The 16,049-nt window shown below is 43.0% G+C and carries 13 protein-coding genes and 2 pseudogenes; 13 read left to right on the top strand and 2 right to left on the bottom strand.

Features of this window, described 5'->3' with window-relative positions:
- The 13 genes and pseudogenes from BA1DRAFT_RS20100 to BA1DRAFT_RS22410 form a co-directional block, all read left to right on the top strand.
- The coding region (locus BA1DRAFT_RS20100) for a DUF2345 domain-containing protein (protein ID WP_152544364.1) at nt 1-876 on the top strand (876 nt) is incomplete at its 5' end.
- Between the two features lie 44 nt (nt 877-920).
- Nucleotides 921-1,406: a M23 family metallopeptidase gene (locus tag BA1DRAFT_RS23330; RefSeq protein WP_051560898.1), complete on the top strand. Its 486-nt coding sequence runs from the start codon at nt 921-923 to the stop codon at nt 1,404-1,406.
- A 266-nt stretch (nt 1,407-1,672) separates the two neighbouring features.
- Nucleotides 1,673-2,785, top strand: a pseudogene (locus tag BA1DRAFT_RS20095) (peptidase M23); the annotation flags it as partial.
- A 41-nt stretch (nt 2,786-2,826) separates the two neighbouring features.
- Nucleotides 2,827-3,000 (top strand): hypothetical protein, encoded by a 174-nt coding sequence (locus BA1DRAFT_RS23325; RefSeq protein WP_160170026.1) that lies wholly within the window; start codon nt 2,827-2,829, stop codon nt 2,998-3,000.
- An 11-nt stretch (nt 3,001-3,011) separates the two neighbouring features.
- Nucleotides 3,012-3,611 carry a hypothetical protein gene (locus BA1DRAFT_RS20085; protein WP_036782972.1) on the top strand — a complete coding sequence of 200 codons (600 nt, stop codon included), beginning with the start codon at nt 3,012-3,014 and terminating at the stop codon, nt 3,609-3,611.
- Nucleotides 3,612-3,757: 146 nt separating this feature from the next.
- Complete coding sequence (locus BA1DRAFT_RS20080) at nt 3,758-4,006, top strand: hypothetical protein (RefSeq protein WP_036782969.1); 249 nt, start codon at nt 3,758-3,760, stop codon at nt 4,004-4,006.
- 2 nt (nt 4,007-4,008) lie between these two features.
- Complete coding sequence (locus tag BA1DRAFT_RS21490) at nt 4,009-4,443, top strand: DUF1240 domain-containing protein (protein WP_051560894.1); 435 nt, start codon at nt 4,009-4,011, stop codon at nt 4,441-4,443.
- A gap of 80 nt (nt 4,444-4,523) precedes the next feature.
- Nucleotides 4,524-6,707: a M23 family metallopeptidase gene (locus tag BA1DRAFT_RS20070; RefSeq protein WP_036782966.1), complete on the top strand. Its 2,184-nt coding sequence runs from the start codon at nt 4,524-4,526 to the stop codon at nt 6,705-6,707.
- Nucleotides 6,708-6,726: 19 nt separating this feature from the next.
- Complete coding sequence (locus BA1DRAFT_RS20065) at nt 6,727-7,365, top strand: hypothetical protein (RefSeq protein WP_036782964.1); 639 nt, start codon at nt 6,727-6,729, stop codon at nt 7,363-7,365.
- A 760-nt stretch (nt 7,366-8,125) separates the two neighbouring features.
- The gene (locus BA1DRAFT_RS20060; RefSeq protein ID WP_036782961.1) at nt 8,126-8,314 is read left to right on the top strand and encodes a hypothetical protein; all 189 of its coding nucleotides are present in this window, start codon (nt 8,126-8,128) and stop codon (nt 8,312-8,314) included.
- A 5-nt stretch (nt 8,315-8,319) separates the two neighbouring features.
- The gene (locus tag BA1DRAFT_RS20055; RefSeq protein WP_036782958.1) at nt 8,320-9,552 is read left to right on the top strand and encodes a hypothetical protein; all 1,233 of its coding nucleotides are present in this window, start codon (nt 8,320-8,322) and stop codon (nt 9,550-9,552) included.
- The gene (locus BA1DRAFT_RS20050; protein ID WP_072164834.1) at nt 9,549-12,944 is read left to right on the top strand and encodes an ImcF-related family protein; all 3,396 of its coding nucleotides are present in this window, start codon (nt 9,549-9,551) and stop codon (nt 12,942-12,944) included. Before BA1DRAFT_RS20055 ends, BA1DRAFT_RS20050 begins: the two co-directional genes overlap by 4 nt.
- A 267-nt stretch (nt 12,945-13,211) precedes the next feature.
- Nucleotides 13,212-13,460 carry a helix-turn-helix domain-containing protein gene (locus BA1DRAFT_RS22410; RefSeq protein WP_072164833.1) on the top strand — a complete coding sequence of 83 codons (249 nt, stop codon included), beginning with the start codon at nt 13,212-13,214 and terminating at the stop codon, nt 13,458-13,460.
- Between the two features lie 1,299 nt (nt 13,461-14,759).
- On the opposite strand, the pseudogene ltrA reads toward BA1DRAFT_RS22410, so the two are convergent.
- Nucleotides 14,760-15,781, bottom strand: a pseudogene (gene ltrA / locus BA1DRAFT_RS20045) (group II intron reverse transcriptase/maturase); the annotation flags it as partial.
- Nucleotides 15,778-16,049, bottom strand: a 272-nt coding sequence (locus BA1DRAFT_RS24250) for a hypothetical protein (protein ID WP_036782955.1), incomplete at its 5' end; no start/stop codon positions are given. The gene BA1DRAFT_RS24250 and the pseudogene ltrA, both read right to left, overlap by 4 nt.

Below are 16,049 nucleotides of genomic sequence, written 5' to 3'. Positions count from 1 at the left end.
GCGAATAACAAACTGCGAATGGATGACGAACGTGGTCGGGAACATATCAAACTGAGTACCGAATACGGCGGTAAAAGCCAGTTAAATCTCGGTCACCTTGTCGATAGCCAGCGCCCACACCCGGATAAGCGGGGTGAAGGTTTTGAGCTGCGAACCGACGACTGGGGAGCGATTCGGGCCGGTAAAGGGTTGTTTATCAGTGCGGATAAGCAGACCCGTGCTGGTGGGGAAGTGCTGGCAATGGGGGAGGCACTTAGCCGGTTGAATGCAGCGAGCGAACAGATGCAGGCGATTTCTACAGATGCTAAGACGGCTAATGGATCTGCGGCGGATATCAATGCTCAGTTAGCACTGTTACGACAGGACATTGAACAATTGAAATCTGCGGTAGTACTGATGAGTGCCCCGCAAGGGATATCGCTGACCAGTGGTAAACACCTGCAACTGGCAGCGACTGAGAACTTTATCGCCAATGCGGGTAAACATGCAGACATTGGCGTTGTGAAAAACTTCTTTGTTGGTGTTGGTCAAGCTTTCAGTCTGTTTGTACGTAAATTGGGCATCAAGTTAGTTGCGAATCAGGGGGCGGTTTCTGTTCAGGCACAAAATGGCCTGATGGAGTTACTGGCTCGTAATGCGATTAATATCACCAGCACTGAAGATGAAATTCATATCACGGCAAAGAAGAAGATCACTATCAATGCGGGTGGCTCTTATATCACCCTTGATCCGTACAAAATTGAGCAGGGAACTGCGGGAGATTACCTGATCAAATGCGCCAGTTTTGACAGAAAAGGGGCGGCTGGACAGAAAACAGAACTGGCCACATTACCCGTTAAAGCGGAGGATCCGCCAGAACGTTGGTTATTTTCCTGAACAACTTAACGAATTAACCTAACTTGATGATTAAGGAGTAAAAAATGATTATCAGTCCCCCGTTGTTGCGGAATAAGTCCGATACTGAAAGTGATGCAGCCTGGATAGAGAGAATGATCCCAATAGATGTTCGGCGCGGTTTCCCGGTAAATGCCTGGCATACCTGGCACGGTGGGGTGCATCTTACACATAGTGATAGCACCAGCCAGCCAGAAAAAATTAGGTCTATTGCGGATGGGACTGTGCATTTTGTCCGACATCCTCAATTCTCTAAACGGGACTTACCACCATATAACTATAACGGAGGAACGGATTGTGGCTGCGTGGTGTTGAAGCATGAAACGGAAATTGGCATCGGAGAGCATGGAAAAGTCACGTTTTTCTCACTGTATATGCATTTAAAGACCTTAGATAAGGACATTTCTGTGGGAAAAACCGTTTACCAAAAGCCCCATTGGGAACAGTGGGACAGGTGGACGGAGCCAACGCGGTTCACTTCCAGATATTTTGTGACGATACCAATCTGGTGAAGCTGGTTGGTCGTACCACGGCAGAATTGGATATCACCCAAGATGGCCGTACCGATGTTCTCTACGGTGATATACATTTCTACCTGCCGGTAGGTACCGCTTTTTATGAAGAGGTCCGGATAACCCAATGGGAGAGGGTAAAATATATCAGCACTGAACCCCTTTTCGTGACAATGAGCTTTGATAATGGCAAATGTACCCTGACAACTCGGAGACGACACCGGAACGGGTATTATGAAATGGTGGGAGAAGCCCAGGTCAGCGATAATTATGAATATGATCTGTATAAAAAAGCGGTCAAACTCTATCCCGACAGTCCGGGTGCTGGTTATAAGATGTTGCGGTTTGGCCGCATTATCAATACTGAGCATGAAACCCTGTTACCGGCTAATGCTCCTCACTGGCGGGAAATAAGTTACCCCGGAGGGGAAGGTTCAGTCAACCTAGCAGTGGATTCAGTGAAAAAATTCAGTGACGCGGATTTTCCTCACTGGATGGAATGGCAATTGATTGATGATGACAGCGACAGTAATAGTCAGTGCAACTCCCCGACATTACTGTCCCAGCTTAACGCGGAAACAGAACCCCAAGCCGATCTGAGTTATGCGATTTGTCATTTTCCGTTTGAATGGGATAGTGCGACAGTGGAATCTCGCTTTAACTGGTTGAAACTGCCCAATGACGCGCTGGAGGGGCCGATGTCGGAAGAGGACTGGAACAAGTTTATTGCTCATGTTAAGGCGTTATGTATTGATATGGCAGGACTGCCATCTGGCAGAGTCTGGCATTTTGAGCCGAGGAGGTTTATTACTCACTTTAGGAAGTGTGGGTGGTTAGGGGAAGGAGATTTAATTAGAACTATTAGGAAAAGTATTAAGAAAATAGATATATCCAAAGAAGAAGGTTTTTTAAATAAAGAAGATATTATCACTCGTATTTCACAAAGTATGATTAATTTAGATCATGTGATTATCAGACCGGAAAATATAAAAGGGAGTTTATCCAGGATTATTACCACTTATGGTTTTAATCTCTCTCTGCTAAGAATTGCTCATTTTCTATCACAGATTTTTTGTGAAACGGGCAGGTTGAAGGAAGTTGTTGAGCACGGGAGAGACAGCTATTTCGATAAATATGAACCTAAAAAGGATTATGCTGGCAAAGAAATGAATAATCTGGCAAAGACATTGGGAAATACGCTTGTAGGAGATGGAAATCGGTTTAAAGGAAGAGGGATTATACAAACGACAGGTAGGAAGAATTATGAACTCTATGGAAAATATAAAGGTGATTCTGAAAAATTGCTGCTACTCTTGCCAGTAATGCATATTATGCTTGTGATACGGGCGGATTTTATTGGATACAAAAACAAAGGATGAAAATATATAATGGGAAAAGAGTCCCTTGGGGGAGTTTAAGTTTGCATTATTGGGCCGATCAGGGGGCTTTATATGATGATGTAAAAGCAGTGACTAAATGTGTGAATGGTGGTGATCATGGGTTGGATAATGTCAGATGGCCTTGTTTTGAACATGCATTGTATGCACTGAATGATGCTATCGTGAAGCCTAATAATTTTAAGCCTATAGAATAATGGTGAATGATATGAAGCTAAATATGTTATTTGCATTGATCTTAACTGTACTCTCATTCTCTGCTTATTCAGAGAAGATAGATTACTGTTATACCATTGAATTTGATAGCGGTGTTTTTAATTTAAAAGCACTAAAGAAAGCTTCTGCTAAAAATGATTGTAGATATAATCATGTACCTCTTATTTACAATGGTATGAAAGATTATTTTGACTTATCAGGTGAGGCATATCCATCGGGTGGCATTATCTATATAAAATGGAATAGTGAAAGTAAAAAATATAGCTATGACATAGATGAAATAAATAACACATTGAAAGAGGCTTATGGAAAAAAAAAGCAATTTAGTTATGTGTTAAATATGAAATATAAGGTGGAAATAAAAACCTTTCCTAGGCGTAAAGGTGCAGTGGTTCTGTCAGATGTTATTTTTCTTGATGAGAAGGATAAGCCTTATAGTGTGATGAGGACATTGTTTTTCTATTCTCAAGATAATTATGCAGCTGAGTATTACCCAGACCCAATAAAATATTCTGATAAAAAGAGAATTGACTTTTTAAATAAGGTGACAGATTTATTTATGACAATGGAGATTAATTATGATTTTAGTTAAGTAAATTGTATTCCATGCAACTACAAATCTTTATGGTAAGAAATTATTCTTGCCCTGTTGATGATGAACCTTCTTTTATAAAGAGGGTCATTATCTTAATTTTAATATGAAAAAGGAAATAAGTGATGAATGGCATGTAGTACTCGTTGTTGGGGTTGGAATACTGGCTGGCTGCGTTGGATGATAAATTTGGGGTGACAGATAGAGTTGTTGCTTATCTCAGTGCGGCTCAGCAAGAAACGCTGGAGAAAGCCCGAAAGATCGAAAAAGGGTTTTGGGATCTAGGTGCGATGTTTGCGGATAAAATTCTGGAAGAAGGTAAAGAAGTTGTAGAGACAGAAATAAGAACTTATTTGAGACGCACCCTTGAGGATATTAAACCGAGATTTTTTTAAAAGTGAATTTACCAGAAAAAATGAGAAAAAGACTGCCTACATTGATGGTATTGATTGCCATTATTGTATTCCCGGCAATAGGTTCTTATTGGGCTTTTATAAGCTTGATTGATCTATTTTTATATAAGCAAGTGATTTTATTCAGTCGGTTTGATGTTTTTGCGTTTTTAAGTCCCCTTTTTTTATACCCGTTGGCTATTTTAGGGGGATATTTTCTTTTTACCCTGAATCAGGCTCCTACGTATTTGCAAGTGAAAATAGGGAAGATCATTATTTTTTCCTTTTTTTTCGCAATAGTTTCTACGATGGTTTTCTCATTTTGTTATACCCATTTTCTGGAGGAAAAAGGATATATCCGTTGTAGCGGTGTTCCGTTAGGTTCAATGCCCGGCATGGCGGTTAAATATGCTACTGATGAAGCTCTGTGCAAGTCATGACTGTTCAGTGGGCTATGACAGTGTAGGTTATTTTCTTGACAAATTCGTTATTTGATCAATTAACGATAAGGCGTATAAAAATGATTATCAGTCCTCCGCTGTTGCGGGATAAGTCCGATACTGAAAGTGATTCAGCCTGGGTAGACAGAATGATACCCGTGGATACCCGGCGAGGTTTCCCGGTAAATGCCTGGCATACCTGGCATGGGGGTGTTCACCTTATTCACAGTGATAGCACCAGCCGGCCGGAAAAAATCAGGGCGATTGCGGATGGAACGGTCCATTTTGTCCGGCAACCTAAATTCTCTCAGCGAGATCAGCCACCGTATAACTATAACGGTGGAACAGATTGTGGCTGTGTAGTCCTAAAGCATGAAACGGAAATTGGCAATGGAGAGAATGGTAAAGTCACGTTTTTCTCACTGTATATGCACTTGAAGACGATCGACAGTACCGTGTCTCAGGGAAAAACCGTTTATCGGAAAGATCCGCTCGGTACGGTGGGTCAGGTGGATGGGGCCAACGCGGTTCACTTCCAGATATTTTGTGATGATGCCAATTTGTTGAAGTTGGTTGGTCGTACAGAGCGGGAGTTAAATATAACAAAAGATGGTCGTACTGATGTGGTGTATGGTGATATGCACTTCTACCTGCCAGCCGGAATTGCTTTCTGTGAAAAAGTGCCAGAAAAAAACCGAATGACAACTTGGGGAAAGGCACCATATACCAGCCTGGAGCCGCTGTTTATCACCATGAGTTTTGATAAGGGCAAATGCACCATGACGACCCGACGGCAACACCAGAACGGGCATTATGAAACGGTGGGAGAAGCCTTGGTCAGTGAGGATTATGAGTATAATCTGTATAAAAAGGCGGTAGAACTTTACCCTGATAGCCCCAGTGCGGGTTACGAGATGTTACGGTTTGGGCGTATTATTAATACTGAGCATGAAATATTATCTCCTGCTGATGCGCCTCACTGGCGGGAAGTGAATTATCCCGGTGGGAAGGGTTGGGTCAATCTGGCGGTGAGTGAAGTGAAAAAATTCAGTGACGCGGATTTTCCTCACTGGATGGAGTGGCAATTGATTGATGATGACAGCGACAGTAATAGCCAGTGTAATTCCCCAACATTACTGGCCCAGCTTAACGCGGAAACAGAACCCCAAGCCGATCTGAGTTATGCGATTTGTCATTTTCCGTTTGAATGGGATAGTGCGACAGTGGAATCTCGCTTTAACTGGTTGAAACTGCCCAATGACGCGCTGGAGGGGCCGATGTCGGAAGAGGACTGGAACAAGTTTATTGCTCATGTTAAGGCGTTATGTATTGATATGGCAGGACTGCCATCCGGCAGAGTCTGGCATTTTGAGCCGAGGAGGTTTATTACTCATTTCAGAAAGTGTGGGTGGTTGAGTCAAAAGGAATTAGTAGCATTAACTCCTAAATTTTATTATTCAGGTTATCCGCATACTCCAAGAAGGAGTAGGGTAAAATGGGCTGATAAATTTGATGATTGGCAAAAATATTATGAGGATTTCAATAAGTGTTGTAATAAGTATTCTATTTTATCTGTGGAAAGAAAAAGTATTTTCCTAGGACAGATTTACATTGAAACAAATATGATGGCGAAAACTGAAGAAATAGGAAAAGGAAAGAAGAATAGAAATGGAACATGGCCTGTTCCTGCTATGGAGTATTATCAATCTTTCTATGGAAGAGGATTAATGCAACTTACTTGGCCTTCAAATTATGAATCTTATATGAAATATAGGACGAAAATATCTTTACCTGATGTTAATCAAGGATATAAATATGTGGATGATAGAATTACGTTGACATCACATCACTATTGGTCTGATCCAAGAGAAATAATAATAGATAAGAGAACACATAAGAAAGAAGTAGTAATTAATGAGTCTTTAAGTAAAATCTGGTATCCACGATTTGATCCAGATATTATTAGTTCTGATTCGTATTGTGCAACTGATAGTGCTGGTTTTTATTGGGTTTCAAAACATCATGATGGTAAAATAAATATTAACCGAGAAGCAGATAAAGGATTTTCGGAAAAAAGCATAGGGCGTTGCTCTGTGCTTGTAAATGGTGGTGGATTTGGGTATTTCGAAAGGCAAGCGTATTGTCGCTATGTTTATTATTTCTTATGCGACACAGTAGATATGAAAAATAGTGAAATAGTTCCTATTTCAAGAGGTCGAGCATCAGCAAATGTGACTGTAGATTATACAAGGCAATGCGATTAACTATTAAAGGAGAGTTTAAATGAAAGCTAAGTTTTTTATAATGACTATATTTTTTTATCTTATGGGTATTTTATTTTTCAATAATTTAGCATACAGTAAAAATGAAAATAATTTCATTTTAAAAAAAATTAAAGAATTTGTTTATGTTAATGGTAAACCACATAGTTTAAGTTCAGTCTACAATATTGAAACCCCTGATGGTGGATTTTCTTCATTTTATGTTTATTTCTGGAAAAAAAATGATGCAAAAATTTATCCATTTGTATACAAAGACGAAAAGGAAAGGAAGCGTTCAGGTAATGATTATAGTCGATGTAATGTTTTTATTGTGAATAATAGACAGGTCGCTATTCCAATTCGTAAATTCCAATCTGGAAGTGCTGAGGATTTTGAACCATGTCTTGGATATAACACAGGATATAGAGAAGTAAAATCACCAGGTCACAATATAAATTGGTTTATATTTAGAGTAGTGTATGAGGATGCTAATTTAAATTCACATGAAACATATGAGGTTTATTTTATATCGGAAAAGAAAAACAAATTTTGTTACTCTGAAAGAATAACTGAATTAATTAATAAGAAAAAGATGCTTGATATTAATAATGAAATTCCAAAATGGTTGGATTTTGATGAATGTGGTAATTTTGTAAAATAGAATCCGTTTAGGAAAGAGTAATATTTTCTACATAAAAATCAGTTTCATTGTGACTGGAATAATATAGGTGGATTCGTTGGTAAATGTCCATCGAAAAATAAGTAGACTTGCGAGGCAACAATGTAGAAATATATCTCCTCCAAGATATTCATTTCCCGACATTAACACAAGAAATGATAGGTTGGCGAAATCAGGTTTAGTGTGAGTGACAATAATGTGTTTGCACCATCTGATAGTGCAGGTTATTACTGGATAGTATCATTAAATGGCAAAATATGCTGATTAGCCTCATGCTTTGGAACGATATCAGGTTCCTACCAATCAAGGGAACAAAGTTTATTATCGTAGCCCCAGTTTTTGGGAGGTTAGTGCTGCTGTAAATTTACCAAGAAGTGTAGGAAAACTATACCACCGATCATTAAACGGTTTTGATTCGCGTTGTTGTGCCTATGGTTATGCGATTGCTGTTCTTTCAGAAATGAAATTCCCAAATTCTCATAATTTTTCTATTCTCAAGATAATTATGCCGCTGAGTATTATCCAGACCCAGTAAAATATTCTGATAAAAAGAGAATTGACTTTTTAAATAAGGTGACAGATTTATTTATGATAATGGAGATTAATTGTGATTTTTAGCTAAGTAAATTACATTCCATGCAGTATCTTTATGGCAAGAAATTATTCTTTCCCTGTTGATAACGAGCCTTCTTTTATAAAGAAGGTTGTTGTCTTAATTTTAATATGAAAAAGGAAATAAGTGATGAATGGCATGTTCCATGTCGGAAATAAAATTATTTGCGGTGATCAAGTGATTTTAAATACTTTAATCATGAAACTTAATGGTACCGCTGTTGCCCGTAAAGAAAGTGCCCCAATTGCCTCTCATGGGTACCGTCATACGTGCGGTTGTGGGCTACTCTCTTTTATTCTGGATGTTACCACGAGTTAATCATTATGCCCGTTAAATTGAATCTTTTACCCGGTCCAGCTCCTCGTCCTAAAACTCCCCGACTTTTGTTTTGGCTTGTTTTACTCCCCGGCGCACTTTTTATTGTCGGTGTCATGAGTACCATATTGTGGGGAGACATAGAAACTCGTCATCAGCCAGTGATTTTTGGCTTACATGCGTTGGGCATTCCTGCGTTGTGCTGGTTGTTTATCGCAGGATGCCGGTGGTTACTGTATAGCAGCCAGCATTTCTGGGCAGATGGTTGGGACCAACGTCGCCAGCAGGTTATTTTACAAGAAACTCGGCGAGGTCGACGTTCATTGCAGATTCTGAGCGTTGCATTGCACACGGCGTTAGCGGATGAAGAAACACCAGATAAGCAAGTTGCATTACTCGCCAGGAATGAAAAGGCGTTAAAAACACAGTCGTCATGGCTAAGTGAAGATGCTATTCGCCACAGCCGGTTACCCACTCTGGTAGATGAATCTTTTGATGAGCTGATACGGCGAACATTGTCATCCATTATTGCTACCTTTTCTAAGACGCTGAAACGGCTGCCAGATAACATCCCTCTTTCCCTACTTCTTGAAGCCAATACGGCTTTATCTGAAAGTGAATTGAATAACATATGGCAACAGGTGTGGTCTGAAGCGGGTATTCGCCAACCTGTGAGTTTTGTTGAAGGCGCGGGATTATCTGTGGTGGATGACTGGCTGGATAATCATATTTGTAAGCGATCATTGTTAATGGTCGTGGCTCTGCAAATTTGTCCGGTTCAGCCTGAGAATACAGCCGAATCAGCTGTTGGGCTGATATTAGGTAATCGTCTGACGCAAAAGACATTAGCACCACAGGCATTTTTGCACCGTCCTGAATGTTCTTCTCATTCGCTGCTTGAGCAAAGTGTGCAGCAGGCGCTGGATTGGGTACCAGTCACACCGGAGTCGTTACAGTATGCTTGGTTATCACAATTATCTCAGGCAGATAGTGAAGCCTTTACTACATTGAGCAGTATTGCTCCCTTAAGCATGACGCATGAACAAGGCATTTATGACTTGGATATTTTATTAGGTACATCGGGCTGTGTTGCCCCCTGGCTCGTGATTGCCGCTGCGGCGCTTCATGCTCAGTACACTGCGGCTAGTCAGCTTACTTTCAGTGGTTCATCTGTCCTTGATCAAGGGTGCTGGTGTGCCGTCGTGTCCCCTAATGAAACTTTACAGGAGGTAACGCAATGAAGCGTATCCGAACTCAATCTTTTTTCTGGTTGTTGCTTGTCTTCGTTCTGGTCATGGCCGCAACGCTGAGCTACTTCGTTTGGAAGATGCCTAATGAGCTGGGCATTCAGGCGGATAGTCATCTTCAACAGATGTGGTTTATTGGTATCGTCATAAGCAGTGTGGTTTTTCTGCTTATAATGGGAATTTATTATGTTGCTACCTACCAAACGGGCAAGTTGAGTTTTGAAGATCTACGCAAAAGTATTTCCGGTGATGACAAAAAAACCGAACCTGTAGAGACGCAACTTTCCGAATCAGTCTCCGCTATAAAAGGCTTGCCTGACCGCATGCGCCTCCGTTATGGGAGGTTCTGGTGGTATAAAGTCCGTATTTTACTGGTGGTGGGTGAAGTGGAACAGGTGGAAGCCATCGCACCAAGGCTGACCTCGGCGTATTGGCAGGAGGGCTATCGCACGCTGTTGCTTTGGGGCGGCAGTTTGCAGGTTGAACCGGATGCCACTCAGTTAATGGCCCTGCGTCGCTTGCGCCGTTACCGGCCATTCAATGGCATTGTCTGGGCGCTGACCGAAGCCCAAAGCGCACAGACGGTATGGATGGATAAAGCATTGCGGATATTGCAGAAACAGGCCCAACAGCTGCGCTGGCAAGCCCCGGTCTACCTGTGGCAGGTGTGTCACAGTCTCTGGTCTCAAGAAGACCGTATCACTCAGGCCGTCGGCTGCTTTTTTCCTGAACGTTGTACCCCGGATATTGTGGCGACACAGTTGCAAGAATTGGTTGACCCCATACGCAAGCGAGGAATGCAACAAGTACTAGAAGAGAACGCCCATGATTTTCTTTATCGACTATCATCCACATTGGAAAAACAGGGAATTGATCACTGGCGACAGGTCTTGGCGCCGTGGTTAGTGGAGTATGGCGATGTAGTATTGCTGCGTGGTTTGATGTTCAGTTTGCCGCTCAAAGCGCAGGCGAGTAGCATCCCGCAAAGCTGGCTGCCTGACTCGGCTTGGCAGGGGGTGTTGGAGGGCAGTCGTCGTTTCCATGGTCGGCGGGTGGGCATACTCCACACACAGACTATTTATCGAGGCTTGATGGCGTTGGCCTTGTTATGGGGGGCTGGAATGGTGCTCTCCTTTTTCACCAACCGTGACCAGCTAGCCGTGGTGCAGGCGGCGGTGACTGAGCTGAAAGCTCAGCCGGAAGGTTCTGATGCCCAGTTGATGGCCTTAAAGGACCTGCGTAATGAGGTGGGTCGGTTGCAATACCGGGCTGAACATGGCGTGCCGTGGTATGAGCGTTTTGGTTTGAGTCAGAATCAGAAAATGTTGACGGCAGTGCTGCCCGATTATGCGCAGGCCAATAACCGCCTGATACGGGACAAGGCTGCCGCGGTGTTGCATGCAAAACTGAGCGCATTGGTGAATTTACCGCCGGGCAGCCCTTTGCGAGCTAAATGGGCGCAGGCCGGTCATGACCAGTTGAAAGCCTACCTGATGATGGCGCAGCCGGAAAAAGTGGATGTCGTGTTTTTAACCCGGATACTGAACGCAAATGAACCCAAGCGGGCCGGTATTGCTCCCGGTGTCTGGCTAGATGCAGCGTCGGATTTGTGGGGTTTTTATGCGAAGAATCTGCCCGCGCACCCTGAATGGCGGATAACTCCGGATAAGGCGTTGGTTAAACAGGTACGTCAGCTGTTGCTGATCCAGCTAGGTAAGCACAATGCCGAAGCAGCACTTTATCAGCAGATGCTGCAATCGGTGGAGAAGAACTATGCGGACTTGACGTTAAGGCAAATGACCGGCGACACCGATGCGGCGAGGCTGTTTACCACCTCTCGTGTGATACCGGGAATGTTTACCCGTCAGGCATGGGAGGGCGGGATACAAAAGGCAATAGCGGAGGCGGTGGCGTCACGTAAGGAGGCGATTGACTGGGTGCTAAGTGATAACCGTCAGGCAGTTTCGGCGTCGGTGTCGCCCGAAGAATTGAAAGCCCGTTTGACCGCCCGTTACTTTACCGATTTTGCCGGAGTGTGGCAGGATTTTCTCAACAGCCTGCGTTGGAACAAAACGCGTAATCTGTCAGATGTGATTGACCAGCTAACCTTGATGGCTGATAGGCGCCAGTCCCCATTGATTGCGTTGATGAACACACTGGCCTATCAGGGAGAGACCGGGCAACAGGGACCGACGTTATCGGATTCGTTGGTGAAATCCGCCAAGACATTGTTGAATAAAAAAACGCCTAGGGTAATTAATCAACAGACGGTTGGCGTACGCGGGCCGATGGATGAAACCTTTGGGCCGTTGCTGGAGTTGATGGGAGAAAATCAGGCGGCCGGGGGAATCAAGGCTGACAATACCCTGAATTTACAAACCTTTCTTATTCGAGTAACCGAAGTGCGTCTGAAACTACAACAGGTGAACAACAGTGATGATCCGCCAGAGATGGCGAAAACACTGGCTCAGACAGTGTTTCAGGGAAAAAGCGCAGATCTGACTGAGACACAGGGCTACGGTAATCTGATAGCCGCCAGTTTGGGTACCCAATGGCGCGGATTTGGTCAGGCGCTGTTTGTGCAGCCGTTAAAACAGGCGTGGCAGGAGGTACTGAAACCGGCTGCGTCGAGCCTGAATGAGCAGTGGCGCACGGCGATAGTTGCTAACTGGAATACAACGTTTGCTGGTCGCTATCCATTTGCTGGTGGGCAGAGTGAGATTTCATTACCGATGTTGGGGCAGTTTATCCGGTCCGACTCTGGTCAGATAGAGCGATTTCTGACCAGTCAGTTAAGTGGAGTGTTGCATAAAGAAGGTAGTCATTGGGTGCCAGATAGAGTGAACGGTCAGGGATTACGTTTTAACCCGCGTTTCCTGAAGGCGGTAAATCAGCTCAGTCAGTTGTCAAATTTGCTGTTTGCGGATGGCAGTCAGGGATTACGGTTTGAACTGCGGGCCAGACCGGTGCGGGATGTGGCGGAAACTGACCTGACGATAGATGGGCAGCAATTGCGTTATTTTAACCAGATGGAAAGCTGGCAGAGCTTTCGCTGGCCGGGAGAGACCTATGAACCGGGAGTGATGCTGACTTGGACCAGTGTCAATACCGGGTCGAGGTTATTCGGTGATTACCAAGGAAACTGGGGGCTGATCCGTTGGCTGGAACAAGCGAAAGCGGAAAGGCTGGATGAAAGCCGTTACCGCCTGATCTTTACTGCCCCGGATGGTTTACCACTAACTTGGATATTACGCACGGAAATGGGTGAAGGGCCATTGGCATTATTGAAACTGAGAGGATTTACGTTGCCGAAAGACATCTTTGCGGTAACGCCAACAAGTAATGATACACCCATGTCAGCAACGCATGATGACTGGGAGGAATAACGTTGCAACTTAGTTAGGTGCATGTATTTTATTAATTCGAATAACATAGTCGATTAGAGTTGTCATGCTACCAGCAAAATCTGATAGTCAGGGTTTCGCAGCCTTGAACGCATTGGACACTGGTAAGTAGTTTTACCAGTGCGCCGCCTGCTATCCCTAATCAATGGTGATTCAGGCAGGGAGAGGTTATGCCTCGCTGAGTTGATGAGCTCAGACTGCGAATCCTTGTCTGTATCACCACCACTATTTTGAGGGAGTAAAGCAGAAATGAGTGATGTACAAGACGGGTATCCAGCAGACATTATTGCGGCATTTAGGAAACGAGGAACCACTCTTGCGGCCGTTTCCCGAGAAGCTGGATTGGAATCAAATACTTTAACTAATGTTTTTGCTCGTCGATGGTCAAGATGCGAACAAATCATAGAGGAAGCTTTAAATTGTAGCCCTGCTGAAAAATTGCGCTTATTAGTCGAATCCGCCTGCTATTATTGTTTTGGCTTGTGTTTTTACGAATGATTGATAGTGGGATATATATAATAACGTGTTTCTTGATGGAAATATGGGGTAATTCAGTTAACTTGAATTAAAAAAATTTTCTTTGGTATTAAAATAGTGGATGGTAATAACTATGGGGAGGTGGTGATTATAGCTCTTGTTATATAATTATTATCTATGACAATCACCAAAGATATTAAATCGAAGTTAAAATTTCACCACTTTAAGTTAATATTGTTGAATATTTTATAAATTACCTTATATTGAAATTAATGGTTTTATTTTTGTTGCAAAGTAATGCCTTGAAAATTTTTTTAATCTAATTTTCTATTTTTATGAAATTGGATATACCCGACATTCTGCACCGCATTCGTAATTTATTGTTTTAATTGAGAATCAACAAATGCATGAATTTTATATAAATCATTTAAAATCAGTGCATTACAGATATGGCGGCGGAATGACGGATATACAGGGTGTTTTTATGAATTTATTGATAATTTAATAACAATTGGTTTGATTTTTTTTAAAATGATTTTAATTAGGAATTAATAGTGAGTAGATAAAGTTCAATAGTAATTTGACATTTATGCATAATCAATACAATCAACAGCCCCATTTTTAATGATAATGGTGACTTATGACAGCATCTCATAATTGCCAATAAACCATATCGTAAACTCTATGGCTGCTCTGAAAGAGGAAGAAAAATTAAAAACAAAGTGAGTATTGATGAACGAACATAACTCATTGATGAAAAGGGTGTATTGGTGACTGAGAAGGAGATACGATAATCATAAGATTTAATAGAAAATAAGAACCAAAGGCTATAATCATAATGAAGGCGTTATACTTTTTAAAATAAATAGCTAAAACAATGACGCTTGATAACAATTTAGAGTTTTCGAGTCATGACATTATCAGAAAAAAATTAGAAATAAATACCTACTTTTTGAATCTTTATTCCGTCTAGGAAATAGGAATAAATTTGGTTGTAACCCGATTAAATAATCTACTAAAGACTCGGGGTGGCAAAGTTATTTAATAGATTATTTAAAGGAATACGAAATTGTTTACTCGTAGTGTAATGATGTTGCATTTACTATGCGAAACCACCTCGGTTTTTATTTATTGGAAACAAGAAATAAGAGAAAAATCCGATTGATGGCTGTTGGGAACGACAGTTTTCAAATTTCTAACAAATTCGTTAAGGAAATAGATATAGATGAAAGATAACGTTGCTAAAATGAAAAATGTTCTTAAAGCTAAACTCTTTTCTCAGACGTCAGAGGATATAACTAACGTAAATGATGCTTCACAACGGGGCCGAAACGTATAGCCCAGAAAGTCAAAGCGCGTCTCTGCGTAATTCCCCCGTCTATCGGCATCCCTGCAATAAACTACCCGGGTCTTCTGAGGATGCAACTCCAGTCCACATTGCGCAAACCGCTGGCTTAGTTCACTTATTAGTGCTTCGGCCTGCAACTGACTTTGACAGTGGCATACCACATCATCCGCGTATCTTTCGAAGGGGACGCCGGGAAACTGACGTTGCATCCACATGTCAAAGACATAGTGCAGGAACAAATTCGAGATCAGGGGGGAAATCACACCGTCCTGCGGCGTTCCACGCTCCCTTGACTGCATTGTTCCATCCGGCATTTGCACCGGTGCTTTCAGCCAACGTTCGATGTACATCACCACTCAGCGTTCCTGAGTATGATGCCGCACCGCTTTCAGTAATAGTGCGTGGTCGATATTATCAAAGAAGCCTTTAATATCCACTTCCACCACCCAGTCAAACTGCCAGCAACGTTTTCTCGCCTGCGCAATCGCCTGGTGGGCAGATTTTCCCGGTCGGTAACCATACGAGTCCGTATGGAACAGCGGTTCCAGCACAGGTTCGAGAACCTGCTTAACAACCGTCTGGGCGATCCGGTCCGACACGGCAGGAATACCGAGCGGACGCACTCCACCATCAACTTTGGGAATTTCCACACGCCGGACCGCCGGGGCATATAACTGCCGGAAGCCAGTCTGTTCCACGGCTTGTAGAGATTGTCTGTCACATTTTCATCAAACCCGGTCAGTGTTTGTCCATCAATGCCTGCTGCCCCGCGGTTGGCTTTCACTCGCTTATACGCTTCCCATACCTGCCTCTTACTGACAGGAAATGGCTTTGCCGACTTTGCAGCAGTCCTCCCACCCGCTTCGTCGCCGGTGGTTGCTGCCCCGCTATCAGCGCAATGGGGCAGGCCCTTTGCTCTGGACCTATTACGGTCCTTCATCGCTACTACGGCTTGCTCCGCCCCTGTACTCCGCATTGGTACTCTGACGCTCATGGGGCCTCCACTTGCGCTTCTCCCTTTGCATCGGAGTGACAGGTTCCCACGTTCCCCACAAGAGCCTGGATAGACTTCACGCCGCTTTTATGCCGGATGCCGCGCAGGCAGTAAACAGGTTGCCTCCTGCACTTATCCCACAGGAACGACTCCACTGTGGTTTTGACATCATCTATACCCGTGCTCATTGAAACTGCTTGATTTTCGCTCAAATGAGGTTCATGGTATCCGTCATGAAAATATTCATTACCGATGAACAAAAAGCCGA

Origin of the sequence: Photorhabdus aegyptia, from assembly GCF_000612035.1 — a bacterium.
Taxonomy (GTDB): domain Bacteria; phylum Pseudomonadota; class Gammaproteobacteria; order Enterobacterales; family Enterobacteriaceae; genus Photorhabdus; species Photorhabdus akhurstii.
This window is presented reverse-complemented; position numbering and strand designations above follow the sequence as displayed.